The sequence below is a fragment of the Parablastomonas sp. CN1-191 genome, assembly GCF_049354825.1.
GTDB lineage: Bacteria > Pseudomonadota > Alphaproteobacteria > Sphingomonadales > Sphingomonadaceae > Novosphingobium.
In genome coordinates this window covers 1,281,601-1,306,280 of sequence record NZ_CP186480.1, presented here as the reverse complement: position 1 = coordinate 1,306,280, position 24,680 = coordinate 1,281,601, and the positions used below count along the sequence as shown (strand labels likewise).

Here is a 24,680-nt window from a genome sequence, read left to right as displayed (position 1 = left end):
AACGCCTAGGGACCTGCCCCGACCCCGCACACGCCACGAGCGAAGACCCAGCCGTTTTAGAGGCTTAGGAGTCGCAGAAGTGCGCGATATGCGGGTAAAGCCGCGCTCCGTAGATGCGCGGATCATCTCCGTTCCGGAGGATTAACCCTGTCGGCGCAGGGCGCGGCGACCCGGGGGTCCGCCCACCCCGGGCAGGGGACCGCTTGCGGCCGGGAAAATTTTGCCGGCTGCTGGTTAGTCCGCCAGCGCCCTCAGCGTCGCCGGGGTTAGCACTTGCGGCAGCACGCGCGGTTCGCCTCCGCCGCGCGGATAGAAGACGTAGAGCGGCACGCCGGCTGCGCCGTGCTGCTCGAGGTAGCGGGTGATCGCGGGGTCGCGGCGCGTCCAGTCACCCTTGAGCACGACGATGCCGGCGCGGCCGAAAGCATCGCGGGTTTCTGTGCGCTCGATCGCGACCCGCTCGTTGACCTTGCAGGTCAGGCACCAGTCCGCGGTCATCCACACGAAGACCGGGGCCTTGGCGGCGCGCTGGGCGGCGAGCTCTGCTTCCGAAAACGGCTTGGCCGGCATCAGGCCTTCGCCGCTGGACGGCGGCGGCGGCGCGTAGACCTGGCGCGGCACCAGCACGGTCATGAGCAGCAGCGCGCCCAGCGCGCCGGCCAGCGGACCGGCGGAAAGCCCCGCGCGCTGACGCCGCCCGATCGCGACCAGCAGTGCCACCAGCGCCAGCGCCAGCACCGCGACTGCGAACTGGAAAGCGCGCCCGCCGGTCTGCCCGGCGAGCCACAGCAAGGCCAGCGCAGTCAGCCCCATGGGCACGGCCAGGACGTGGCGGAAGGTCTCCATCCACTGGCCCGGGCGCGGCAGCCGCCGGCGCAGCGACGGCACGAAGGCGATGGCGAGGAACGGCAGCGCCAGGCCCAGGCCGAGCGCCGCGAACAGCAGCAGCGCGGGCAGGAGCGGCAGCAGCAGCGCCGCGCCCATCGCGGTGGCCATGAACGGCCCGGTGCACGGCGTGGCGACGAAGGCGGCGAGCAGCCCGGTGGCGAAGGCTCCGCGCGCACCGCCGCCCGAACCAAGCCCTGGCAGCGCCAGCTCGAACGCGCCCGCCAGGTTGGCGGTTATGGCGGTGGCGAGCAGCGCCAGGGCGACAATGACCGCGGGCTCCTGCAACTGAAAGGCCCAGCCCACTTCCTCGCCCGCGGTGCGCAGCGCGAGCAGCAGCGCTCCGAGCGCGGTACAGGCGAAGATGACGCCCGCTGCATAGGCAATGCCTTCGCGGCGCGCAGTACGCTCGTCGCCGACGGCGCGCGCCAGGCTGAGCGCCTTTAGGCTCAGGATCGGGAACACGCAGGGCATGATGTTGAGGATCAGCCCGCCGAGCAGCGCCGCGACGACCAGCCAGGCATAGTTCGGGTCACGGGCGGGCGTCAGCGCCGCTCCGGGCGGCGGCACAGCGCCGGTCAGCGCGCGTATGGCAACGCCGCCGCCATCGTCCAGCCGCAGCACAGCGTCGATCCCCGCGGGCACCGGGCCGGGATACTTGGCCCGCGCCAACTCGGCGATCAGCACGTCGCCGCGGCGTGAGAAGAATTGCGGCGCGGCATAATCGACCAGGTCGGTCTGGGCGACGAAAACGTGCGGCGCCGCCAGCGCCTGGCTGGCCGGGAACGGGATGGCCAGCCGCAGCCGATCGCCCGTCAGGGCGTAGCGCGCGTCGGCGCCCAGCGGCGCGGGCAGGGCGCGCGTCCATTCGGCCAGGCGCGGGTCGTCGGGACCGGCACCGACCGTCATCTTCACCGTCAGGCGCGCCTGTTCGGGAACGCAGACCTGGTCCGTGCAGGCCAGCCAGTGCGCCTCGACTCCCAGCGGCAGCACCTGCCCGCCGCGCGCGTCGATGGGGACCGATAGCGGTACCAGCAACGCGTATGGGCGCGCGTAGACGTGGTTCATCAGGCCGCCGACAATCAGCGTCGTCGGCACCGGGTAACGCGGCAAGCCGGCCACGGCGCCTGTTGGCAGCGCCCAGTCGAGGGTCATGCCAAGGCCCGCGTCGCCAGGGTTGGACCAATAGCCGTGCCATCCAGGCGCCGGCGTCATCGCGATCGCCAGCATGGCGTTTTCGCCGGGCCCAGCCGGGTGCGCCACCACCAGGTGCGCAGCGATATGCGTTTCGGCCGCGCGGGCGGGCACAAGCGCCGCGACCAGGACCGCGGCGAGCATCGCCATCAACCGCATCGCAGCGCCGCGCATCCGTCCGGATCCCTCATCAATCAGTTCGCACCGGCCCGCCGCGCACCCTTGCGCGCTGCGCCGGCTGCGGCCATCAGGGCTGTGCCGGGTTTGCCACTGCTTTTCAAGGAATCTGCCGTCATGCGTCCGCTGCTTCGTTTTGCCTGCACCGCGCTGATGGCAGGCACCGCGTTTGCGCCCCTGCTGGCCGATCCAGCTCCGCCCGCCACTCCCGCTCCCGCGGCTGTGGCGCCACGCCCGGCACCGCGGCTGGTGCTTGCCATCGCCGTGGACCAGTTTTCGGCCGATCTGTTCGCGCAGTACCGTGAAACCTACCGCGCCGGCCTGGCCAAGCTGCTGACCGGGGCCGTTTTTCCGTCCGGCTTCCAGTCGCACGCGGCGACCGAAACGTGCCCGGGCCACTCCACCATAATGACCGGCGCCCACCCGGCCCGCACCGGCATCATCTCGAACAACTGGTTCGTCCCCGGCATCGCCCGCGCCGACAAGCGCGTCTATTGCAGCGAGGATTTGTCGGACCCCGCCAGCACCTCGCGCGATCCGGTCGTTTCCGCGGGGCTGCTGAAAGTTCCGACCCTGGGCGAACTGGTGAAGGCGGCGAACCCCGCCAGCCGCAACGTCGCCGTCTCCGCCAAGGATCGTGCGGTGGTGATGATGGGCGGTCACGTCATCGATGCCGGCTACTGGTGGAAGGGCGACCGCTTCGTCACTTTCAAGGGCGTCACGCCGGTGGCCGCCGCCATGACCGAGAACAGCCAGATTGCGGGGGTTCTGGCGAAAGGCGCCGGGCCGCTGGCGCTGCCACCGGCCTGCGCCCGTTACGACCGTGCGGTCGCCGCCGGGCCGGCCGGCGCCATCGGGCGCGGCCGCTTCGCGCTAGAGCCGAACAAGCCCGACCTGTTTCGCGTTTCGCCCCGCATGGACGCCGCGACGGTCGACCTCGCCGGCCGGCTGGTCGACCAGCTGAACCTGGGCAAGGGCGCGGCCACCGATGTCCTCTCGGTCTCGCTCTCTGCTACCGACTATATCGGCCACGCGGTTGGCAACGAGGGGGCCGAGATGTGCATCCAGATGGCCGCGCTCGACCAGTCGATCGGCCGGCTGCTGGCGCACCTCGATGCGCGGGGAATCGACTACGCGGTCGTGCTCACCGCCGATCATGGCGGTCTCGACGCCCCCGAGAGGCTGGACGAGCAGGCGCTGCCCCGCGCGGTGCGGGTCGACCCGGCCCTGACGCCCGGCGCGCTCGCCAAGGCGATCGGCGCCCAGCTCGGCTTGTCGTCCAGCGGTCCGCTGCTGTTGGGCGACGCGCCCTTCGGCGATCTCTACTGGGCCGCTTCGCTCAGCCCGGCGCAGAAAGAAAAGGCGACCGCGGCGCTGCTCGCCCGGCTGCGCGCGCACCCGCAAGTCGCCGCCGCATTCAGTCACGCCGAGCTGGCCGGGACGCCGATGCCCGCCGGCAACCCGCAGGACTGGACCATTCGCGAGCGTGCCCGCGCCTCTTTCGACAACGAGCGTTCGGGCGACGTCGTCGTCCTGCTCGATCGCGCTGTGGTGCCGATCGTGACGCCGGCACCGGGCTATACGGCCACGCACGGCAGCGTTTTCGATTATGACCGCCGCGTGCCCATGCTGTTCTGGCGCAAGGGGATGCCGGGGTTCGAACAGCCTGCCCCGGTCGAAACGGTGGACATTGCGCCGACGCTTGCCGCGCTGATCGGGCTCAAGGTGCCCGAAGGGCAGTTCGACGGGCGCTGCCTCGATCTCGACCCGGGTACCGGCAACACGTGCACGGTGGCGCCATGATCGCCGCCGCGCCGCAGGCGGAGCGTGCCGACCTGATCGTCCTTGGCGGCGGCCTGGTCGGCATGACCCTGGCGCTCACCGCTGCGCGCCAGGGGCTGTCCAGCCACGTCATCGACCCGGCCGACCCGGCCGACTTGACCGCGGAAGGCGCCGATGGCCGCGCGAGCGCAATTTCGACGGCAAGCTGGAACCTGTTCACGCGCATCGGCCTGGCCGACCGGCTCGAGCCGCTGGGCTGCCCGATCGAGGCGATCGCGGTCAGCGACGGGATGAAACCGGGTCGGATCGATTTCCGTCCCGATGCGAACGAAGGCTCGCTCGGGCGCATGTTCGCCAATCGCGACATTCGCCTGGCATTGTTCGAGGCCGCCCGGGCCGAGCCGCTGATCACCTGGCACAGCCGCACCCGCGCCGCCTCGACCCAGCGGGGGCCGTACGGCGTAACCGCTGCGCTGGAAGGCGGACGTACGCTGGCCGCCAGCCTGCTGGTGGGGGCCGAGGGGCGCCGCTCGCCCAGCCGCGAGGATGCCGGGATCGCCGTGGCAAAGTGGGATTATCGCCACCGCGCCATCGTCACCGGCCTCACGCACGCCCAGCCGCACGGCGGCGTGGCCTGGGAAATCTTTTATCCGGCCGGTCCGTTCGCCCTGCTGCCTCTGACCGACCTGCCCGACGGCCGCCACCGCAGCGCGCTGGTCTGGACCGTCGCGGAGAAGGACGCCGCCGGGGTGCTGGCGCTGTCCGACACCGCCTTCCTGGGCGAAGTCGCGCGGCGGATGCACGGCGTGTTTGGCGACATCGCCCTGTCCGCACCGCGGATGAGCTATCCGCTCGGCTTTCACCACACCGCGCGGATCACCGCGCCCCGCTTCGCGCTTGTGGGCGACGCCGCCCACGGCATCCACCCGATCGCCGGGCAGGGCCTGAACCTCGGGCTGCGCGATGCGGCGGCGCTGGTTGAATGCATTGCGGACGCTGCCCGCCTCGGCCTTGAGCCCGGCGACGCCCAGGTGCTCGCCCGCTACGAACGCTGGCGCGCGCTCGACGGTTTCACCGTTTCGGCCGTCACCGACGCATTGACCCGGCTCTTCGGCATACCGGGCCGGTTGCCCAGCGCGATGCGGCGGCTTGGCATGGGGGCGGTCCAGCGTAGCGGCGTGCTGAAGCGCTTCTTCATGGACGAGGCGCGCGGCGTTTCCGGCGCGCTGCCCGAGCTGCTCAAGGGGTAGTCTGGGGGACCGGCTGGGCTTGTAGCTGCGCTTGCGGTTGTGTCGGAGCCTGTACTGCCGGTTGCGCCTGCAGCGCTGGCAGCAGCGGTTGTCCAGGCTCCAGCAGCGCTGCAGTCTCGATCAGGTCGAGCGCCTTTTCCGCCGCGCCGAAGCGGCGGGCAGCGGCGATCCAGTCGCGCGCACGGGCCGCGTCCGGAAGGCGCGCGATCTCGTCGGCAGCGCCGTCGTAGTTACCGCTCGCCAAAAGGTGACGGGCGTGCTCGACGCGGTCGACCGGACGAGGCGATGGGCGGCCATCCCGGCGGATTGTGAAGATCGTGCCAACTTCGCGTCGAAACCGTGCCCAGCCGCTGTCGGACGCGCCCGAAAGATCGGGGGCGATGGCGTCGAGCTGGCTTTCGAGCTGGTCCTGCGTGACCGGGCTGGCAGCAGCGGCCAGCACCGCGGCGACCGCTTGCGGATGGGATTCTTCGAACCGCAGTCGCAATTGCGGCTCGATATCGCCCATCGCCACCCCGCGCTCCACCGCGCGGCGCGCGGCGAAGGCAACAAGCAGGCGTTCGGCACGGCTGACGTTGCCCGACGCGGCCTGCGCGGCGACTCCGATCTGGGCCAACTGGGTTTCGAGCGCGGCCAGGCGGCGGTCGAAACCCGCGACGGCGTCGGCAGGTGCCACCGTGGCCGCCGGCGTGGGTGGCGGGAGCGCCGCGGCGGACTGGGTCGGCACCGCCGACGGGCGCGCCATCAGGTCGCGCAGAGTGTGCAAGCGTCCGCTCCAGCCAAGCCAGCCGACAAGCAACGCGCCGGCGAGCAACAGGACCGCCGCGAACAGCAGGCGGCCGCGTCCACTGGCGGGCGGGGTATGGACGGGGACGGGGCGTGGGTCGTCGATCACGGGCCTGGCGACTTGTTGGTGTTGGGGCGGGCGGTCTTGCACATCTCGGCGGCCAAGGCCAGCAGGGCGGCATCGGTGGGCACGTCCGCGACGCGCGCGGCATCCCATCCATGGCCGACTGCCGCTGCGACCCGGCCGGCCAGCGCGGCGACCGCGTGGCGCGAACGATCGATGCCGATCCTGTCGCACTCCGCTGCAAAATGGCGCGCCGCACGCGGCGAATGAAGCGCGATGACCGCGCGATCGCGCAGTGCCGCGGCAAAGTCGCGCGGAAGCGGCAAGGTTTCCGCCGCATAGACGGTCCGATCGATCACCATGGTGCCCGGCGGCGGCGTGAAACTGCCTCGATCCCGCCCCGACAGCCGTAACAGCCGGCGGTGCGCGGGATCGATGGTCCCTGCCAGCGCCTGAAGGTCGTCGGCGCCCGCTGCGACGACGCGGAAACCCGCCGCACGTGCCGCTGCGGCCGTTGCTGCGCCGACCGCGTAGGCCGGGAGCGCGCGCAGGCCTGCCAGGCCATCACCGCCGTAGCGAAGGGCATTGGCGCTGCCCAGCACAACGGCGTCGATCGTGGCGGCGTCGGGCACCTCCCAGGCCGCCGGGCTTACCGCGAACAAAGGTGCGCCGATCACGTCCAGCCCCAGCGCACGTGCCGCTGCGGCGCTGGCACGCCAGCCCGGCTCGGGGCGGATGATCGCCAGCGGTGCGGTCACGGCCCGGCGAAGTGGTCTGCGATCGCGTCAGGGGCGCGGGCGAGCAGGTCGGCGGCGAGCCGCGCCGGCGCCTCGTCATCGGCAAGCGCGATCTCGCCCTCGATCCGCTCGGCCCCGTCGGGCGAGAACAGCGCACATCGCAAGGTCGCGCCGCTGGTCAGTGCCGCGATCGGGCTGTGGCAACTGCCCCCCAGCGCGGCGAGCAGCGCCCGTTCGGCGGTAAGCGCGGCCCGGCTCGGCGCGTGATCGATGGCGGCAAGCAACGCCTGCACGGCGGTATCTGCCGCGCGGCACTCGATCGCGATGCAACCCTGGCCCGGCGCCGGCAGCCAATCCTCGGCGGCAAGCGGGTGGCCAACGCCCGTTTCGCCAAGCCGCTCGAGACCGGCGGCGGCAAGTAGCGTGGCATCGGCCTCGCCCGCGGCAAGCCGTGCCAGCCTGGTGGCGACGTTGCCGCGAAAGCCGACGACGCGCAGATCGGGCCTGGCATGCAGAAGCTGCGCAGCGCGGCGCGGCGCGCTGGTGCCGACCCGCGCACCCTGCGGCAAGGCGGCGATGGTCGCGGCGCCGATCAGAACGTCGCGCACGTCGGCACGCGGCAGTACGGCGCCGATGGACAGCAACGGCGGGCGAACCGTTTCGACGTCCTTGGCCGAGTGGACGGCAATGTCGATCCGGCCTTCGTCCAGCCAGGCGTCCAGTTCCTTGGTCCACAGCGCCTTGCCGCCGAGCTCGGCCAGGGGGCGGTCCTGAATCCGGTCGCCACTGGCGGTCACGGGAACAAGCTCGACCGCGCCCTCGTCCCAGCCATGCGCGGCGCACAGGCGCGCCCGCGCCTCCTCGGCCTGGGCCATGGCAAGCGGCGAGCGGCGCGTGCCGAGGCGCAGGCGGGGTTGGGGAAGGGCGGTCATCGCGCGCTTGTGCTAGGCACGATTGCGGCTAAGGAAAACCCTCAATGGCGGGCGCTTCCACCAAGATCGTACTCGGAATAGAGTCGTCCTGCGATGAAACCGCGGCCGCGCTGGTGCGCTCGGACCGCACGATCGTGGCGCAGCATATCGCATCGCAGGATGCTGCCCATCGCCCTTACGGCGGGGTCGTCCCCGAAATTGCCGCCCGCGCCCATGTCGAGGTGCTCAGCCCCCTTATTGCCGCAACCCTGGCCGATGCCGGGCTGACCCTGGCCGATGTCGACGCGGTTGCCGCCACTGCCGGGCCGGGGCTGATCGGCGGGGTCATGGTCGGGCTGGTCACCGCCAAGGCGCTGGCGATGGCGGGCGACAAGCCGCTGATCGCGGTCAACCACCTGGAAGGCCACGCGCTGTCACCGCGGCTGGCCGCTCCGGGCCTGCAATTTCCCTACCTGCTGTTGCTCGTCTCGGGCGGACATTGCCAGCTCCTCGTCGTTGCCGGTGTCGGCCGCTACCGCCGCCTCGCCACCACGATCGACGATGCGCTGGGTGAAGCGTTCGACAAGACCGCCAAGATCCTGGGACTCGGCTTTCCCGGCGGCCCGGCGGTCGAGCGCGCGGCACTGGACGGCGATTCGCGCGCGGTGCCGCTGCCGCGGCCGCTGCTTGGCAGCGACGAACCGCATTTCTCGTTCGCCGGGCTCAAGAGCGCGGTCCTGCGCGCCAACGACAGCGGGCGTTACGCGCCGGCCGACATCGCCGCCTCGTTCCAGCAGGCCGCGCTCGACTGCGTAATCGACCGCACCCGCCGTGCGCTCGCCGTCGCAGGACCGGTCAGCGCACTGGTGGTGGCAGGCGGCGTCGCCGCCAACAGCACCGTCCGCGCCGGCCTCGAGAACCTTGCGGCCGAGCACGCTTTGCCCTTCGTCGCGCCGCCCCCCGCGCTGTGCACCGACAACGCCGCGATGATCGCCTGGGCGGGGATCGAGCGGCTGTCCGCGCCCGGCTTCGCGCCCGATCCGCTGACGCTGGCGGCGCGGCCGCGCTGGCCGCTCGACCCCGATGCCGCCCCGGCGCGCGGTGCGGGGGTCAAAGCATGACCATCGGCGTCATCGGCGGCGGCGCATGGGGAACCGCGCTGGCTCAGGCAATGGCGGGCCCGGGCGGAGAGCACGAGGACGTGCTGCTGTGGGCGCGCGAGCCCGAACTGGTCGGCGAAATCAACGCCCGCCACACCAACACCGCGTTTCTGCCGGGCCTGGCGCTCTCGCCGGCGATCCGCGCCACTGGTGATCTGCACGACCTGGCCGCGCTCGACAGCGTGCTGGTCGTCGCGCCGGCGCAGCACTTGGGCGGCGTCCTGTCGCAATTGCCCGACGGCGTGCGCGACCTCGTGCTCTGCGCCAAGGGGATCGAGGCTGGAACGGGCCGCCTGATGGCCGACGTCGCTCGCGCCGCCGCGCCGTCGGCGACGTTGGCGGTGCTGTCGGGACCGACGTTCGCGCACGAGGTTGCCGCCGGGCTGCCGACCGCGGTGACGCTGGCCTGCGAAGGCGGTGCCGCCCAGTGGCAGCGCCTGGCACCGCGCCTTTCTCGGCCGGCCCTGCGGCCTTATTTTTCCGACGACATGGTCGGGGCCGAGATCGGCGGCGCGGTCAAGAACGTGCTGGCGATCGCCTGCGGCGTGGTCGACGGACTGGGCCTGGGGCAGAATGCCCGCGCCGCGCTGATCGCGCGCGGCTATGCCGAGATGACACGCTTCGGCTTGGCACTGGGTGCACGGGCAGAGACGCTGGCGGGGCTGTGCGGACTGGGCGACCTGGTGCTCACCTGCTCGTCGGCAAGCAGCCGCAACTTCTCGCTCGGCAAGGCGCTGGGCGAGGGCGCCGACGCAGCCAGCGCGCTGGCCGGCAAGCTGAGCGTCGCGGAGGGCGCGCATACCGCGCCGGTGCTGGCGGGACTGGCGGAGGCGCGGGGCGTATCGATGCCGATCGTCGCGGCGGTCGCGCGCCTGCTGGCGGGCGAAAGCTCTGCCCGTGATGTCGCCGCCGGCTTGCTGGCACGGCCGCTCAAGCCGGAACTGGATCCGTCCGCTTGAGCGAGAATTCGAGCCAGGACATCGCCGCCCTTGCCAAGGGCGGGCGCACCAATTTCTTCGGATTTCTGCTCAGGCTGGCGGGTACGGCGCCGTTCCTGTTCATTGCCGGGCGCGCCTACGGGGTCGAGGCGCTGGGCCGCTACGCCTCTGCGCTCGTCATCGTCGAGCTGACCAGCCAGCTCTGCGCGCTGGGCCAGCGGCGCGGCCTGGCGCAGCGGCTGGCCGAGGACGAGCGACCGCACGCGCATGTCATTGCCGACGGGATGATCCTGTCGCTGGTGCTGGGCATCGCTGCCGCGCTGCTGTTCTTCGTCTTTCCCGCGCCGATGTTCCCAAGCGGCGAGTACAGCCGCTGGGACCGGCTGCTGCCGCTGGCAATCCTGCCCAACGCGCTCACCGATATCGCGCTGGCAGGCCTGGCCTATCGCTACGACGTTGCCGCGACGGTGCGGGCCCGTTCGATCGTCGAGCCCTGGACGATGGCGATCATGGCCGTGGCGCTGTTCAGCTTCATACCGGAAGGCGGGCTGGCACTGTCCTACATCATTGCCAAGACCGCGGCGGCGGCGGTGGCGCTGTGGCCGCTGTTAAAGGCGTTCGGCCTGCCGCATCACTGGCGCCCGCACCCACTGCGTACCTGGCGTCTGGCGCTGGCGTCCTCGCCTTTGGCGGGCGCGGACATGGTCGAATGGGGCAGCCGCAAGCTCGACATCGCGATCCTGGGGATGGTCGCCAGCCCCCGCGCGGTCGGGGTCTACTACGCGGCGCAGCAGATCGCCTCGCTGCCGCAAAAGCTGAAAACCAGCTTCGAGCCCATTCTCGGACCGGTCATCACCCGCAATCTCAAGGAAAAGAACTACGCCGCGATCGCGCTGCAGGTCTGCCAGGTGGGTTTCTGGATTACCGCCGCGCAGGCCGGGATCGCGCTGTCGCTGGGCGTGCCGGGCGAAGCGGTGATGGGGCTTGTCGGCAAGACTTTCGTTGGCGGTACCGGCGCGCTCAACCTGCTGCTGCTTGCCGAAGTCGTCGCCGCCACCGCGGTGGTCAGCGAAGCGGCGCTGATCTACATGGCGCGGCTCAAAAACCTGGCCGTATCGCTGTGTACGATCGCGCTGCAGGCGGCGCTGACGATCACCTTCGTGCTGCTGATCCCGAAAATGCCGGATATGAACCTGCCGTTCGGCATCAAGGTGCCGCGCGATCACGTCGCCAACTGGCAGTCGGCCGGCGCGGCGGCTGCCCTGATGCTGTCGCTGGCGTTCGCCTCGATCACCAAGGGTTTCATCCTGTCCAGGGTCCTGGGCCAACGCATCAACAACTGGCGCTGGTCGCTGATCGTCGCGGTGGTCCCAGCGCTTGCGGCGGGCTATGTGGTCACCCGCCTGCTGCCGCATTGGCTTCAGCTGATCGTCGGCGTGCCGTTCATCCTGCTGACCTATGGAACGATAATCTGGCGGTGGGGATTCGGGCCTGACGACCGGGTCCTGTTCAGGCGCAACGTGGCCGGAAAAGCGCAGGAAAGCGCGTAAAATCATCAGTTAACCGGCCGTTCATCCGAAAGAAGCTTCGTTGCGGTCGGCAACCCGGGTCGCACAACACGGGGAGTTCAGGGGCATGATCCGCAGGTTCGTTATCGCCGTTTCCGCCAGCGCCCTGGTGCTGTCGGGCTGCGCCAGCTCGGTCCACACCGAAGATGGGCTCGAGGCACCGCCGCCGATGCCGCCGCCGCCAGCCCCGCCGCCGCCCCCTCCGCCGGTCATGGCGGCACCCTTAATGGTCACCGGCTCGCGCATCGCGCCCGGCCAGGTCAACGGAGTGCAGAATTCGGCTGAACGCTATGCCGACAACCCGGTCGCCGGCGCCTTTCGCACGGCCGACGCGCCCGTCTCGACCTTCTCGGTCGATGTCGATACCGGCGCCTACGCCAACGCACGGCGGTTCCTGACGATGGGCCAGCTGCCGCCGCCCGATGCGGTCCGGACCGAGGAATTCATCAACTATTTCCGTTACGCGCTTCCCGCGCCGGCAAGTCGCACGGCGCCGTTCACCGTCACCACCGACGTCATGCAGACGCCGTGGAACGCCAGCACCGCGCTGATGCGCGTGGCCCTGCGCGGCTACGACGTGCCTCGCAGCGCCCGCCCGGCGGCAAACCTGGTTTTCCTGGTCGACGTATCGGGCTCTATGGCGAGCGACGACAAGCTGCCGCTGGTCAAGGCTGCGCTGACGGGCCTTGCCGACGAACTGCGACCCGACGACAAAGTGTCGATCGTTACATACGCCAGCGGTGAGAAATTGCTGCTCGAGCCGACGAGCGACAAGGCGAAGGTCCGCGCCGCGCTCGACAAGCTGGTCGCCAACGGATCCACCGCGGGCGAGCGCGGCCTGCGCCTTGCCTACGAGACCGCGCGCAGCGGCATGATCGCCGGCGGGATCAACCGGGTCCTGCTGGCAACCGACGGCGATTTCAACGTCGGCATTACCAGCGACAAGGAACTGGTCAGCGTGATCGAGAAGGAGCGCGACAGCGGCGTCACCCTCTCCACGCTCGGTTTCGGAACCGGCAACTTCAACGACTCGATGATGGAAAAGATCGCCGACGCCGGGAACGGCAACTATTCCTACATCGACAGCGCGCTCGAAGCCCGCAAGGTGCTGGGCGAGGAACTGTCCTCGACGCTGTTCACGATCGCCAGCGATGTGAAGATCCAGGTCGAGTTCAACCCGGCCCAGGTGCGCGAGTACCGCCTGCTCGGTTACGAAAACCGCGCGCTGCGCGAGGAAGACTTCAACAACGACAAGGTGGACGCAGGCGATATCGGCGCCGGTCACCAGGTCACCGCGATCTACGAGATCGTCCCCGCCGGATCCCCGGGGTGGAGCGATCCGCGCCGCTACGCCGCGCCGGCCGGCACCGGCAAGGGAGGGGAACTGGCCTTCGTCAAGCTGCGCTACAAGCGCCCGGGATCGAGCACGTCGCAGCTGATCAGCCGCGCCGTCCCGGCATCGGCCCGGTTCACACGCCAGGCGCGGCCCGACTTCGCCTTTGCCGCCGCGGTGGCCGCGTTCGCGCAAAAGCTGCGCGGCGACCGGTTGATGGGCGGCTTCAGCTACCAGGACGTCAAGGCGTTGGCCGGCCCGCAGAGCGATTACTATCGCAGCGAGTTCCTGCGCCTGGTCGACGTTGCCGGCGCGCGCGACAAGCGTTGAGCGCGGGCGCTCGCCCGGCTATCGCCCGGGTATGACCTTTGGAACGCCGCTTGTAATCGCCGCCGGCGCTGCCGCCGCAGCCCTGCTGGCGGTGGCCGGCACCGCGCTGAAGGGACCTGAGCTGGTGGCGGCCATGCGCGCCCGTTCTCAAGTCGTGATGGCGGGAACGGGGGTGTCCGCACAATTCGTCGACGGTCGCCGCTGGCTGACGCGACATCCCGTGTTGGTCGGCGGCACCGACCTGCCCCCTCATGAGCGGGCCCGGCTTGCAACCGCGGTTGCCGCGATTCCGGGTGTGGGCGGGGTAACCTGGCGCGATCCGTTGCCGCAGGCCGCGTTGGCCGAGGCGACGCCCACTGCGCTGCATTGCCAGGACGACGTCGACGGCATCCTCAAGGCGCGATCGATACGCTTTCGCCAGGGCAGCGCCGAGATCGATCCCGCCAGTATCGAAGTCGTGAACGAAGTGGCGAGGGCGCTGGAGCCGTGCACCGGCAGCGTCATCGCCATCGTCGGGCACACCGATGCCAACGGCAACGAGGACGCCAACGTCGCGCTGTCGTCTCAGCGCGCCGCCGCGGTGCGCAACGCCCTGGCCCAGCGCGGCCTGCCCGAACGCAGCCTGCGCGCCAAGGGGGTCGGGTCGGCGGAGCCGATCGCGGGCCTCGAGCCGAGCGATCCGGCCAATCGCAGGATCGAGTTTTCACTGATCGTGCCGGCCGTGCTGCGGCCGACGCCGATCGACACGCCGGGGGCTCGCTGATGCCGCCGCTATGGCTTGAATCGGTGTTCGTGGCGCTGCTGGCCTATGCCGGCGGGCTGGGTCTGGGCTGGCTCGCCTGGGGCCGAAAATAAGGGGACGACAATGACCGCGATGATCGAAGCGAACTGGCTGGCCTTCGTGCTGGCACTGCTGGTCGGCCTGGCCGTGGCCTGGTGGCTGTTCGGCCGCGCAGCTGCCCCCAGAACCCGCCAGCACCGTCCCGACGTTCTGGACGAAGGCGCCGCCCCGGCGGCGCGCAATCAGGCCCTGATCGATGCGCCGCCGGCCGTCGCAGTGCCGCCGGTGGTCGCGCCGCCGGCCGCCGGGATTCTCGGCGGCATGGGCGAGGCGGTGTCGGTCGCAGCCGGCGAAGCGGTCGCCGCGGCCGAACCGGGTGCGGGATCGGCGCCGCTCGCCACAGGCGAGGGCGACGACTTGCGCCGGATCAAGGGCGTCGGGCCCAAGCTGGCGACGACCCTGAACGGACTTGGCATCATGCGCTTCGACCAGATCGCGGCGTGGACCGACGCCGACCTGGCGCGCGTCGACGCCCAGCTCGGCAGCTTCGCCGGCCGGCCCGCGCGTGACAACTGGATCGAACAGGCCAGGTTGCTTTCGGCTGGCGATACCGGCGCTTACGAAGCGAAGTTCGGCAAGCTTTGAAGGCCGCCTGGAGCGGCCGCGGAGAACGGGCTGCGTAGCAGCGGGGCAAGCCGCGCGTTAATAAAGGTAGACATCTCGCCGGGCGTAACCTGCCGGCCCGATCGCCGTGTCGGCGAGGATCGCGGCGAGCGATCGTCCCGCCTCCAACCCTTGTCGCACGGCGCCCGCGCCGGCGAGGAGGTCGAAGAACGGCGGCTTGCCGGGCAGGAACGCGAAGCGGTCCGGGTGCGCCGCGCGGATAGCGGCGATCAGCGCGAGCCCGGTTGCGAAGCCGTTGAAACGGCGTTCATCCGTCACCGTCATGGCGATCCCCTGGCAGCGCGACCCGGCGTGTTTCGAAGCCGCCGGGGTAAAGGCGGTCGGGGCAACGTGGACGCCGGGCAAGCCTGCGCGCTTAAGCGCAGCGACTACCGGAGCGGCGATCAACCACGGCGCGCCGACCTGTTGGAATGGCGCCGCGGTGCCGCGCCCCTCGGACAGATTGGTGCCCTCGATCAGTACGGTCGCGGCGTAGGCAAGCATCGCCGCCGGCGAGCGCAGGTTGGGCGAGGGCGTTACGAAAGGCAGTCGGCCGCTGCCGAACACGGCGGTCCCATCGGCGCGGCGCCAGCCCTGCATCGCGGCAACCTCGACGTTGCGGCCGACCAGCAGCCTTGCCAGTTCCCCCAGAGTCATCCCGTGGCGGTAGGGCACCGGCAGCGCGGTAACGGGCGTGAGCGGCAGCGCGGGGTCGAGCATGGGTCCCTCGACCGCCGCGCCAAGCGGATTGGGGCGATCTAGCACCAACGTGCGCAAACCGGCCACCTGCGCGGCGCGGATCGCGGCCATCGCGGTTCCCGCGTACGTGTAGCAGCGCAGCCCCGCGTCCTGCAGATCGACCACCAGCCAGTCGATCCCCGCAAGCTGAGCCGGCTCCGGAGCCGTGCGTGCACCGTACAGGCTGTAGATCGGAAGGCCGGTGCGGGTATCGCGCCGGTCGCCAACGTGCTCCCCTGCCGCGGCGCCGCCGGCAAGACCGTGCTCGGGCGCGAACAACGCCGCAAGAGTGACGCCGCGCAGCCCTGCGATCACGTCGACCGAGCGGCGACCGTCCGCAGCGACGGCCGCGTCATGGGTGAGCAGGCCGATCCGCTGACCAGCGAGCGTGCCCACGTCACCGCTCGCCAGGCGGTCGAGCCCGGTCAGCACGCGCGGCACACGCCGTGCCAGCGCCGGGCCGGTCGCCAGCGCCAGCGCCCCGCCGCAGGCCGCGCGGCGCGTGAGCGTCAGCGGTTCCACTTGCGCTGGGTCTTGCCTAAGCGCGTCTTGCGGGTGCCGGGCTTGCCTTCGTTACTGCGGCCCACGCGCGGCGCAGCGCTGGCATCCCCGCCGATGCCGAGCTCGCCCTCCTCTAGGCGGCGGATTTCGTCGCGCAGGCGGCCGGCTTCCTCGAACTCGAGGTCGGCGGCGGCGGTCCGCATGCGTTTTTCCAGGTCCTCGATATAGGCGCGCAGGTTGTGCCCGACGAGGTTGTTGACCGCGTCGTCCTCGATATCGACCAGCACGCCGTCGCGGCTGGCGGTGTCGGCGACGATGTCGGCGATGCGGCGCTTGATCGTGGTCGGGGTAATGCCGTTGGCGGCGTTGAATTCCTCCTGCTTGGCGCGGCGCCGATCGGTTTCCGCGATCGCGCGCTCCATCGATCCGGTCATGCGGTCGGCATAGAGGATTACGCGGCCATCGACGTTGCGCGCGGCCCGCCCGATGGTCTGAATCAGGCTGGTTTCGCTGCGCAGAAAACCCTCCTTGTCGGCATCGAGGATGCAGACCAGCCCGCATTCGGGAATGTCGAGCCCCTCGCGCAGCAGGTTGATGCCCACCAACACGTCGTAAACGCCAAGGCGAAGATCGCGGATCAGTTCGATACGCTCAAGCGTCTCGACGTCTGAATGCATGTAGCGCACGCGCAGCCCGGCTTCGTGCATGAACTCGGTCAGGTCCTCGGCCATGCGCTTGGTCAGCGTGGTTACCAGCGTGCGGTAGCCCGCCTGGGCGACCTTGCGGCATTCCTCGATGCAATCCTGGACCTGGTCCTCGACCGGGCGGATGATCACCGGCGGGTCGATCAGCCCGGTCGGGCGGATCACCTGTTCGGCGAACACGCCGCCTGATTCCTCCATTTCCCAGCCGCCCGGCGTGGCCGACACAGCAATGGTCTGCGGGCGCATCGCGTCCCATTCGTTGAAGCGCAGCGGGCGATTGTCGATACAGCTGGGCAGGCGGAACCCGTATTCGGCCAGCGTGATTTTGCGGCGGTGGTCGCCTTTGCTCATAGCGCCGATCTGCGGCACCGTCTGGTGGCTTTCGTCCACGAACAGCAGCGCGTTGTCGGGCAGGTACTCGAACAGCGTCGGCGGCGGCTCGCCCGGCAGGCGGCCGGTCAGGAAGCGCGAATAGTTCTCGATTCCCGCGCAGCTCCCGGTGGCGGCGATCATTTCCAGGTCGAAGTTGGTGCGCTGCTCAAGCCGCTGGTGTTCCAGCAGCTTGCCCTCGGCTTCCAGCTCCTTGAGCCGTTCGGTGAGCTCGAACCGGATTGCCTCGCTCGCCTGCTTCATCGTCGGTCCGGGGGTGACGTAGTGCGAATTGGCGTAGACCCGCACCGATGCCAGCGATGCGCCCTTCTTGCCGGTCAACGGGTCGAACTCGGCAATGTCCTCGATCTCGTCGCCGAAGAACGACACCCGCCAGGCCATGTCCTCGTAATGCGACGGGAAGATCTCCAGGCTGTCGCCGCGAACGCGGAAGGTGCCGCGGGTGAAAGCGGCGTCGTTGCGCTTGTACTGCAGCGCCACCAGCTTCCTCACGATCTCGCGCTGGTCGACCGTCTCGCCCTTCTTGAGGTCGAAGATCATCGCCGAATACGTCTCGACCGAGCCGATGCCGTAAAGGCAGCTCACCGAGGCGACGATGATCACGTCGTCGCGCTCAAGCAGCGCGCGCGTGGCCGAATGGCGCATCCGGTCGATCGCCTCGTTAACCGAGCTTTCCTTCTCGATGTAGGTGTCCGACCGGGGCACGTAGGCCTCCGGCTGGTAGTAGTCGTAATAGGAAACGAAATACTCGACCGCGTTGTCGGGGAAGAAGCTCTTGAATTCACCATAGAGCTGCGCCGCCAGGATCTTGTTGGGCGCAAGGATCAGCGCCGGGCGCTGCAGCTCCTCGATCACCTTGGCCATCGTGAAGGTCTTGCCGCTGCCGGTCACGCCGAGCAGCACCTGCGTCTTTTCGTCGTCGCGCGCGGTCTTGACCAGTTCGGCGATCGCTGTCGGCTGGTCGCCCGCCGGCTCGTAGTCGCTTTCGATCCGGAACTTGCGCCCCGGCATCGATTTTTCCGGCCGCGCCGGCTTGTGCGGCACGAAAGCGCCGGTGGTATCGGGCTCTTCCAAGCCCCTGCGGATCACGAGTTCGGCCATGGCAGCGAATATGGGAAACGAATGGCGAACGCGCAACGCCTCGATGGCTCGCGCGTTGGTGCGCGGATGAACCCGTCGACGCTTCTTTTCCTTGCCATCCCGCTCGCCCTCGCCGGCTGCAAGAAGGACGGGCCGCCGAGCGTGGCGGACGTCAAGAAGGAGGCGGCGCAGATCGCGCGGCCCGATCCGGGGCGCTATCGCAGCACCGTCACGGTCACCAGGCTGTCGTTTCCCGGCATGGACCCGGCGATGGCGCAGCGCATGCAGGGCATGTTCGCGACGTCGGGCCAGGCGCAGGAGTTCTGCCTAACCCGGGCCGAGGCCGACAAGGGCTACGAAGCCTTCATCAGCCGGGTCGGCCAGGGCGATTGCACTTACGACCGCTTCGATGCTTCGCACGGGTCGCTCAACGCGCGGATGACCTGCCGGACGGGGCAGGGCCTGGTCGGCAAGTACGACCTCAAGGGCCAGTTCACCGCGCGCTCGTCGGACCTCGCCATGCAGGTCCAGCAACTGGCCGGCGGACTGCCCGGGGCGGGCATGACGCTGGCAGCGCACGTCGTCACGCGCTGGCAGTCGACTTGCTGATGCTGCAGGTGCGAAGCGCGCTTGACAGCGCCGCGATCAACGGGCCTTTTGGCCCGATGGGGCTGATCGGGTGACAGAGCGGGCGCGTTGCTATGACGAGATGCACGATGCCGAAGGCTCCGTGCGAGACGCTTATGCCGGCTATTGCCGGTGGTTCGCCGCGCAGGACCGCGGCCTGCTCCAGCGCAAGGGGATCGAGGCGGAGAACTTTTTTCGCCGCACCGGCATCACCTTCAACGTCTATGGCGAGGATGCCGGCGAAGAGCGGCTGATCCCGTTCGACATGGTGCCGCGCATCGTCACCGCCGCCGAATGGCGCAAGCTGTCGCGCGGGATCGAGCAGCGGGTTCGTGCGATCAACGCCTTCCTGCACGATATCTACCACCGCCAGGAGATCGTCCGTGCCGGGCGCCTGCCCGAACGGCTGATCTCCCAGAACGCCGCGTTTCTTCCAGCGATGGTGGGGATGAGCCCGCCCGGCGGGGTCTACACCCACATCGTCGGCATCGACCTGGTGCGCACCGGCCCCGACGATTTCATGGTGCTGGAGGACAACGCCCGCACGCCCAGCGGCGTTTCCTACATGCTGGAAAACCGCGAAACCATGATGGCGATGTTCCCGGAACTGTTCACGCAGGTCCGCGTCCGCCCGGTGCAGGACTACCCGCGCCGCCTCGCCAAGAGCCTTGCTGCCAGCGCACCGCCCGCCTTCGCGCGGAAGGGGCAGCGCCCGGTCGTCGCCGTGCTGACGCCGGGCATCTACAATTCGGCCTATTTCGAGCATGCGTTCCTGGCCGACCAGATGGGCGCCGAGCTGGTGGAAGGGACCGATCTGCGCGTCATCGACGGGCGCGTGGCGATGCGCACCACCCAGGGATATACCCCGATCGACGTGCTGTATCGCCGCGTCGACGACGATTACCTCGATCCGTTGACGTTCAAGCCGGACAGCGCGCTGGGCGTGCCGGGCATCATGGACGTCTACCGGGCCGGCGGGATCACCATCGCCAACGCGCCCGGCACCGGCATCGCCGACGACAAGGCAATCTACAGCTTCATGCCGGAGATCGTGGAGTTCTACACCGGCGAGAAGCCGCTGCTGAAGAACGTGCCGACCTGGCGCTGTTCGGAGGACGACAGCCTGGCCTACGTGCTCGACAACCTGGCCGAGCTGGTCGTCAAGGAAGTGCACGGCTCGGGCGGCTACGGGATGCTGGTCGGGCCGGCGGCCTCGAAGAAGGAGATCGCCGCGTTCGCGAAAAAACTTCGCGCCCGGCCCGACAACTACATCGCCCAGCCGACCCTGGCGCTGTCGACCGTGCCGATCTTCGCCCGGCGCGGCCTGACGCCGCGCCACGTCGACTTGCGGCCGTTCGTGCTGGTCAGCCCCGAGGGCATCGACATCACCCCCGGCGGCCTGACCCGCGTTGCGCTGAAGCCCGGCAGCCTGGTGGTCAACTCCTCGCAAGGCGGCGGAACCAAGGATTCGTGGGTGCTCGAAGAGTGATCGGCGCAGCCCCATCATGCTAGGCCGGACCGCCTCGGGCGTGTTCTGGATGGCGCGCTACCTCGAGCGGGCGGAAAACACCGCGCGGCTGATCGACGCCGGCTTTCGCATGGCACTGACCCGCGACCGCGTGGTGTCGGAAGAGGAATGGCGCTCGGTCGTCGCGACCGTGGGGCTGCGCGCCGGCTACGAGGCCGCCAACGGCAGCTATACGGGCGTCCAGGTATGGAACTACCTGCTTCGCGACAAGTCCAACACCGGCAGCGTCCTGGCCATGACCGAGGCGGCGCGCACCAACGCGCGCGCGGTACGCACCGCGCTGACGCGCGAGGTCTGGGAAGCAGTCAACGAAAGCTGGATGGTGCTGAAGGACACGCTGTCGCGCCCGGTGCGCGAGGGTTCGGTCATCGATGTCCTGGGCACGATCCGCAAGCAAGCGACGCTGGTGCGCGGCGCGCTCGACGGCACGATGCTGCGCAACGACAACTACAATTTCTGCCGCCTCGGCACATTCGTGGAGCGCGCCGACAACACCGCCCGCATCCTCGACATCAAGTACTTCGTGCTGCTGCCTTCGCTCGCCTGGGTCGGCTCCAGTCTCGACAACGTACAGTGGGAAAGCGTGCTGCGCGCGGTGTCGGGCGAACGGGCCTATCGCTGGCTGAACGCCGGTGCGATGGACCCGCGCGGCATCACCGAATTCCTGATCCTGGACGAACGCTTTCCCCGCAGCCTGGCGTTCTGTATGGACAAGCTCGACAGCAACCTGACCGGGCTGGCACGCCAGTACGGCAACGAGTCGAGCGCCAATGAACTGGTCGCGGGCATCAAGCGCGACTTGTCGGCAATGACGATCGAGCGCATTTTCGAAGGCGGGCTGCACCAGTACATTGCTGCTTTCCTGTCGCGTAACCGCCAGGTCGCGCAGGCGATCGAACACGACTACAGGTTCCGGGCCTGACGATGCTACTGTCGATCGAACACACCACGTCGTACAGCTTCGCCGAGCCGGTCGCGCATGGCCTGCAGCGGCTGCGGCTGACACCCAAGTCGACCCAGGGCCAGAAAGTCCTCGACTGGACGATGACCCTTGCCGGCGGGTCCAGCCAGGTCGACTATGACGATCACAACCACAACCGCGTCACGCTGCTTTCGGTCGTGCCGGGCGCGCGCGAGGTTACGGTGACCTGCCGCGGCACGGTCGAGACGTCCGATCATGCCGGCGTCATCGGCCACCATGCCGGGCACATGCCGCTGTGGTTGTTCCGCGCGCAGACCCCGCTGACCCGGCCAGGTCCAAGAGTGCGCGCCATCCTCGCCCGTGCCGGCGACGACGGCGGCGATACGCTGGCGACGCTGCACCGCCTTTCTGCCGAGATCCGCGGCGACATCGCCTACGTCGTCGGCGCGACCGACACCGCAACTACCGCCGAGGAAGCCGCGACGCTGGGCCAGGGCGTGTGCCAGGACCATGCCCACGTTTTCATCGGTGCCGCCCGCGCGATGGGTATCCCGGCACGCTACGTCTCGGGCTACCTGATGATGAACGACCGGATCGAGCAGGACGCCGGCCACGCCTGGGCCGAAGCCCACGTCGACGGATTGGGCTGGGTCGGCTTCGACATCTCCAACGCGATCAGCCCCGATCCGCGCTACGTCCGCGTCGCCACCGGGCGGGACTATGCCGAGGCGGCGCCTATTACCGGCCTCAGCTTTGGCGGGGGAAAGACCGAACTGACCGTCGCGCTGGCGGTTGAACAGCGGCAATCGAGCCAATAGGATCGCGCCCAGCCATGACCTATTGTGTAGGATTATCGCTCGACCACGGGATGGTCCTGATGAGCGACACCCGGACCAATTCGGGCGTCGACAACATCTCCGTGTTCCGCAAGATGTTCCACTGGAGCATCCCGGGCGACCGGATCATCGCGGTCATGACCGCGGGCAACCTCGCCACCACGCAGGCCGTGATCAGCCAGCTGGAAGAACGCGGCAAGACCGTGCCCGAACGCAGGAATTCGCTGCTCGAGGCGGAGACGATGTTCCAGGTCGCCAGCATGGTGGGCAAGCTTTTGCGCGAGACGATCGCCGGTCGGCAATCCGAAAACGGCCAGTCCGGGTCGGGGCGCTTCACCGCCTCGATGATCATCGCCGGCCAGATCAAGGGCATGGAGCCGCGGCTGTTCCTGGTCTACCCCGAGGGCAACTTCATCGAGGCCAGCGGCGACACGCCTTTCTTCCAGATCGGCGAGACCAAGTACGGCCGCCCGATCCTTATCCGTGGCTACGATCACGACATGAGCTTCGAGGACGCCGCCAAGCTGCTGATGGTGAGCTTCGATTCCACTCTCAAGGCCAACCTCTCGGTTGGGCTCCCCCTCGACCTGCTCGTCATCGAACGGGACCGGTTCGAGCCGCTGGTCGAGCGCCGGATCACCGCCGACGATCCCTATTTCCAGGCCATTAGCAGCGGCTGGGCGGCCGCCCTCAAAAAGGCCTTTCACGAACTGCCCGACTATTCGTTCGAAGAGCAGGCAAAGGCCAAGGCAGTCGACGAGGCGGCCGGCAACGCGGTAGCCAAGGCGGCCGAACAGGCCGCTACCGAAACCGCCGAGGCCGTGCTGAAAAGCGCGGCGAAAGGCTCCTGAGCGCGGCTCAGGCCGGGGTCAGCAACGCCGCGGCCGCGGCCGCATGATCCTGCCACGCAATACCGCGGCTCTCCAGCCAGGCATCGTCGTAATAGGTGTCGGCATAACGCTGCCCGCTGTCGCAGATCAGCGTCACGATCGAACCGCTGCGCCCTTCGTCCGCCATTTCGCGCGCAAGTTGCAGGCAGGCCGCCAGGTTGGTCCCGGTCGATCCCCCGACCCGCCGCCCCAGCGCCGCGCTCAGCGCCCGCATCGCGCCTATGCTGGCGGCGTCGCTAACCGCGATCATGCGGTCGATCACCGTCGGTATGAACGACAGCTCGACCCCGGCGCGGCCGATCCCCTCGATCGCAGAGCCGCAGCGATCGGGCAGGCAGGTGACTGAGCGGTCGGCGAAATGGCGATGGAACACCGATCCTTCGGGATCGGCTACGCAGAGCCGGGTCTGCGCACCGGTCAGGCGGATATAGCGCCCGATCGTCGCAGACGTGCCGCCGGTGCCGGCGCCGCAGACCACCCAGGTCGGCACCTTGTGCCGCTCAAGCGACATCTGGGTGAAGATGCTTTCGGCGATATTGTTGTTGCCCCGCCAGTCGGTCGCGCGTTCGGCATACGTGAACTGGTCGAGGAAATGGCCGTTGCAGGCGGCCGCCAAGCGCGCCGCCTCGGCCACGGCCTCGCGCGCGTCGTCGACGTAATGCACGCCGCCGCCTTCGAACTCGATCGCGGCGATCTTGGCGGCGGCGGTGCCGCGCGGAACCACCGCGGTAAACGGCAGCCCCAGCAGGCGTGCGAAATAGGCTTCCGACACCGCCGTCGATCCCGATGTCGCATCGAACAGCCGGGTCGCCGGGCCGATCCAGCCGTTGCACAGGCCGTAAAGCAGCAGCGAGCGCGCAAGCCGGTGCTTGAGGCTGCCGCTTGGATGCGTCGATTCGTCCTTGAAGTACAAATCGACCCCCGGCAGAGCCGGGATCGCCAGTCGCACCAGGTGGGTATCGGCGGAACGGCGCTGGTCGGCCTCGAGCTGGCGGACCGCCTGGCCCACCCAGTCGCGCGCGTCGGGCAGGTCGGCGGAAGCGGACGTCATGCAGGGGCTCGCTTTTTCGAATGCGGTCTCCGGATTTCCCTGCCGCCTTTCACGGCCGCGGGCAAGGCGGGCGCCGGCATCGGCTAGCGGCAGAAGCGCTGCCCGCTCAGTTCAAGGTGGAGGTGGTCGGCGTGCGCGGTGTTGTAGTCCGGACCCAGCACGGTGCCGAATCGCTTGCAGGCGCTGGCGTGAATCACCGCCAGGAACCGCCGCTCTGCGTCAGAGCCGCCGCGCCAGTCCTCACGCACCGAAACGCGGCGCCCGTCCGCCAGCACGAAGGCGGCGACGTCGATGGCCTGCGCGGTCGCGTGCGCCGACAGCCGCTTGCTGCCCGCCACGCTGCGGCACGAATAGCTGCCCATCGTATCGATGCGGGCCAGGGCGCTGCCAAGTACCTGGCGCGCGGCGCGATCAACGCCGTAGCGCGCCCACGCGGCAAAGGTTTCGGCCAGCGGGCACGTAACGGGTCCCAGGTTGGAGAGCGCGAAGTCGGCATCGTCGCCCCTCAGCGCAGCCAGCCGCACCGTGTTAAGCGTGGCGCAGCCGGCGCCGTAATACTGGTCGGGCAGTGGACTGAAGGATAGCTGCCGGCGGCCGAGATCGGCAAGGCAGGCCTGCGCATCGGGCCGCGGCGTCATCGCCTGGGTGGATCGCCGGGCCGGTTCCCGCCGCGCCTCGGGCAGCAGGCCGCATCCGGCCAGCAGGACCACGATCGCCAACGATGTCAGCAGCTTTCCCGGCATGGCGGCCTCCCGGTAACAATCTTACCATCGCGGCCAGGCCATCGCACTAGCGTAATCGTGTTGACACCCCCCGGCGCAACCTTAAGGCGGCCGACGGGCCACGCGGTCCCA

At 69.4% G+C, this 24,680-nt stretch carries 21 protein-coding genes; 13 read left to right on the top strand and 8 right to left on the bottom strand.

Translation table 11 applies throughout. The features are described from left to right. Positions 1–234: 234 nt before the first annotated feature. Positions 235–2,253, bottom strand: a complete 2,019-nt coding sequence (locus ACOYW6_RS06510) for a protein-disulfide reductase DsbD family protein (RefSeq protein ID WP_423142994.1) — start codon at positions 2,251–2,253, stop codon at positions 235–237. 120 nt (positions 2,254–2,373) lie between these two features. Here ACOYW6_RS06510 and ACOYW6_RS06505 point away from each other — a divergent pair, with 120 nt between their 5' ends. Continuing rightward, positions 2,374–4,059, top strand: a complete 1,686-nt coding sequence (locus ACOYW6_RS06505; protein WP_423142993.1) for an alkaline phosphatase family protein — start codon at positions 2,374–2,376, stop codon at positions 4,057–4,059. After that, positions 4,056–5,288 carry a UbiH/UbiF/VisC/COQ6 family ubiquinone biosynthesis hydroxylase gene (locus ACOYW6_RS06500; RefSeq protein ID WP_423142992.1) on the top strand — a complete coding sequence of 411 codons (1,233 nt, stop codon included), beginning with the start codon at positions 4,056–4,058 and terminating at the stop codon, positions 5,286–5,288. The genes ACOYW6_RS06505 and ACOYW6_RS06500 overlap by 4 nt, the downstream gene beginning before the upstream one ends. Here ACOYW6_RS06500 and ACOYW6_RS06495 read toward each other — a convergent pair. From ACOYW6_RS06495 to hemC, 3 genes are read right to left on the bottom strand one after another with little or no spacing between them, the layout of a single operon-like run. Further along, the gene (locus tag ACOYW6_RS06495) at positions 5,278–6,183 is read right to left on the bottom strand and encodes a hypothetical protein (protein WP_423142991.1); all 906 of its coding nucleotides are present in this window, start codon (positions 6,181–6,183) and stop codon (positions 5,278–5,280) included. The genes ACOYW6_RS06500 and ACOYW6_RS06495 overlap by 11 nt on opposite strands. Then, entirely contained in the window at positions 6,180–6,896 is a 717-nt protein-coding gene (locus tag ACOYW6_RS06490) for a uroporphyrinogen-III synthase (protein ID WP_423142990.1), read from the bottom strand. The genes ACOYW6_RS06495 and ACOYW6_RS06490 overlap by 4 nt, the downstream gene beginning before the upstream one ends. Then, positions 6,893–7,807, bottom strand: coding sequence for a hydroxymethylbilane synthase (gene hemC, locus ACOYW6_RS06485; RefSeq protein WP_423142989.1), 915 nt, complete (start codon positions 7,805–7,807; stop codon positions 6,893–6,895). Before hemC ends, ACOYW6_RS06490 begins: the two co-directional genes overlap by 4 nt. Before the next feature lie 44 nt (positions 7,808–7,851). Between hemC and tsaD the strand changes: the two genes are divergently transcribed. From tsaD to ACOYW6_RS06455, 6 genes are all read left to right on the top strand, one after another. Beyond that, positions 7,852–8,907 carry a tRNA (adenosine(37)-N6)-threonylcarbamoyltransferase complex transferase subunit TsaD gene (gene tsaD / locus ACOYW6_RS06480; protein WP_423142988.1) on the top strand — a complete coding sequence of 352 codons (1,056 nt, stop codon included), beginning with the start codon at positions 7,852–7,854 and terminating at the stop codon, positions 8,905–8,907. Beyond that, positions 8,904–9,905: an NAD(P)H-dependent glycerol-3-phosphate dehydrogenase gene (locus tag ACOYW6_RS06475; protein WP_423142987.1), complete on the top strand. Its 1,002-nt coding sequence runs from the start codon at positions 8,904–8,906 to the stop codon at positions 9,903–9,905. The genes tsaD and ACOYW6_RS06475 overlap by 4 nt, the downstream gene beginning before the upstream one ends. After that, positions 9,902–11,434 (top strand): lipopolysaccharide biosynthesis protein, encoded by a 1,533-nt coding sequence (locus ACOYW6_RS06470; RefSeq protein ID WP_423142986.1) that lies wholly within the window; start codon positions 9,902–9,904, stop codon positions 11,432–11,434. The genes ACOYW6_RS06475 and ACOYW6_RS06470 overlap by 4 nt, the downstream gene beginning before the upstream one ends. 85 nt (positions 11,435–11,519) lie before the next feature. Next, positions 11,520–13,115, top strand: coding sequence for a vWA domain-containing protein (locus ACOYW6_RS06465; RefSeq protein WP_423142985.1), 1,596 nt, complete (start codon positions 11,520–11,522; stop codon positions 13,113–13,115). 31 nt (positions 13,116–13,146) lie between these two features. Further along, positions 13,147–13,878, top strand: a complete 732-nt coding sequence (locus tag ACOYW6_RS06460; RefSeq protein ID WP_423142984.1) for an OmpA family protein — start codon at positions 13,147–13,149, stop codon at positions 13,876–13,878. Between the two features lie 102 nt (positions 13,879–13,980). After that, complete coding sequence (locus tag ACOYW6_RS06455; protein ID WP_423142983.1) at positions 13,981–14,541, top strand: hypothetical protein; 561 nt, start codon at positions 13,981–13,983, stop codon at positions 14,539–14,541. 57 nt (positions 14,542–14,598) lie between these two features. Here ACOYW6_RS06455 and ACOYW6_RS06450 read toward each other — a convergent pair whose 3' ends face one another. Together ACOYW6_RS06450 and uvrB are read right to left on the bottom strand one after the other, a co-directional pair. Further along, positions 14,599–15,819 carry an exo-beta-N-acetylmuramidase NamZ family protein gene (locus tag ACOYW6_RS06450; RefSeq protein WP_423142982.1) on the bottom strand — a complete coding sequence of 407 codons (1,221 nt, stop codon included), beginning with the start codon at positions 15,817–15,819 and terminating at the stop codon, positions 14,599–14,601. Continuing rightward, complete coding sequence (gene uvrB, locus ACOYW6_RS06445; protein WP_423142981.1) at positions 15,807–17,993, bottom strand: excinuclease ABC subunit UvrB; 2,187 nt, start codon at positions 17,991–17,993, stop codon at positions 15,807–15,809. Before uvrB ends, ACOYW6_RS06450 begins: the two co-directional genes overlap by 13 nt. A gap of 21 nt (positions 17,994–18,014) precedes the next feature. Between uvrB and ACOYW6_RS06440 the strand changes: the two genes are divergently transcribed. From ACOYW6_RS06440 to ACOYW6_RS06420, 5 genes are all read left to right on the top strand, one after another. After that, positions 18,015–18,581, top strand: a complete 567-nt coding sequence (locus tag ACOYW6_RS06440) for a DUF3617 domain-containing protein (protein ID WP_423142980.1) — start codon at positions 18,015–18,017, stop codon at positions 18,579–18,581. Positions 18,582–18,681: 100 nt separating this feature from the next. Next, complete coding sequence (locus tag ACOYW6_RS06435; protein WP_423143079.1) at positions 18,682–20,088, top strand: circularly permuted type 2 ATP-grasp protein; 1,407 nt, start codon at positions 18,682–18,684, stop codon at positions 20,086–20,088. Between the two features lie 16 nt (positions 20,089–20,104). Then, positions 20,105–21,049: an alpha-E domain-containing protein gene (locus ACOYW6_RS06430; protein WP_423142979.1), complete on the top strand. Its 945-nt coding sequence runs from the start codon at positions 20,105–20,107 to the stop codon at positions 21,047–21,049. A gap of 2 nt (positions 21,050–21,051) precedes the next feature. Further along, entirely contained in the window at positions 21,052–21,867 is an 816-nt protein-coding gene (locus ACOYW6_RS06425; protein WP_423142978.1) for a transglutaminase family protein, read from the top strand. A 14-nt stretch (positions 21,868–21,881) separates the two neighbouring features. Continuing rightward, the gene (locus tag ACOYW6_RS06420; protein WP_423142977.1) at positions 21,882–22,736 is read left to right on the top strand and encodes a peptidase; all 855 of its coding nucleotides are present in this window, start codon (positions 21,882–21,884) and stop codon (positions 22,734–22,736) included. 7 nt (positions 22,737–22,743) lie between these two features. On the opposite strand, the gene ACOYW6_RS06415 is transcribed toward ACOYW6_RS06420, so the two are convergent. Both ACOYW6_RS06415 and ACOYW6_RS06410 read right to left on the bottom strand, forming a co-directional pair. Continuing rightward, positions 22,744–23,826 carry a PLP-dependent cysteine synthase family protein gene (locus ACOYW6_RS06415; RefSeq protein ID WP_423142976.1) on the bottom strand — a complete coding sequence of 361 codons (1,083 nt, stop codon included), beginning with the start codon at positions 23,824–23,826 and terminating at the stop codon, positions 22,744–22,746. Positions 23,827–23,909: 83 nt separating this feature from the next. Further along, positions 23,910–24,569 (bottom strand): extensin family protein, encoded by a 660-nt coding sequence (locus ACOYW6_RS06410; protein WP_423142975.1) that lies wholly within the window; start codon positions 24,567–24,569, stop codon positions 23,910–23,912. Positions 24,570–24,680: the final 111 nt, after the last annotated feature.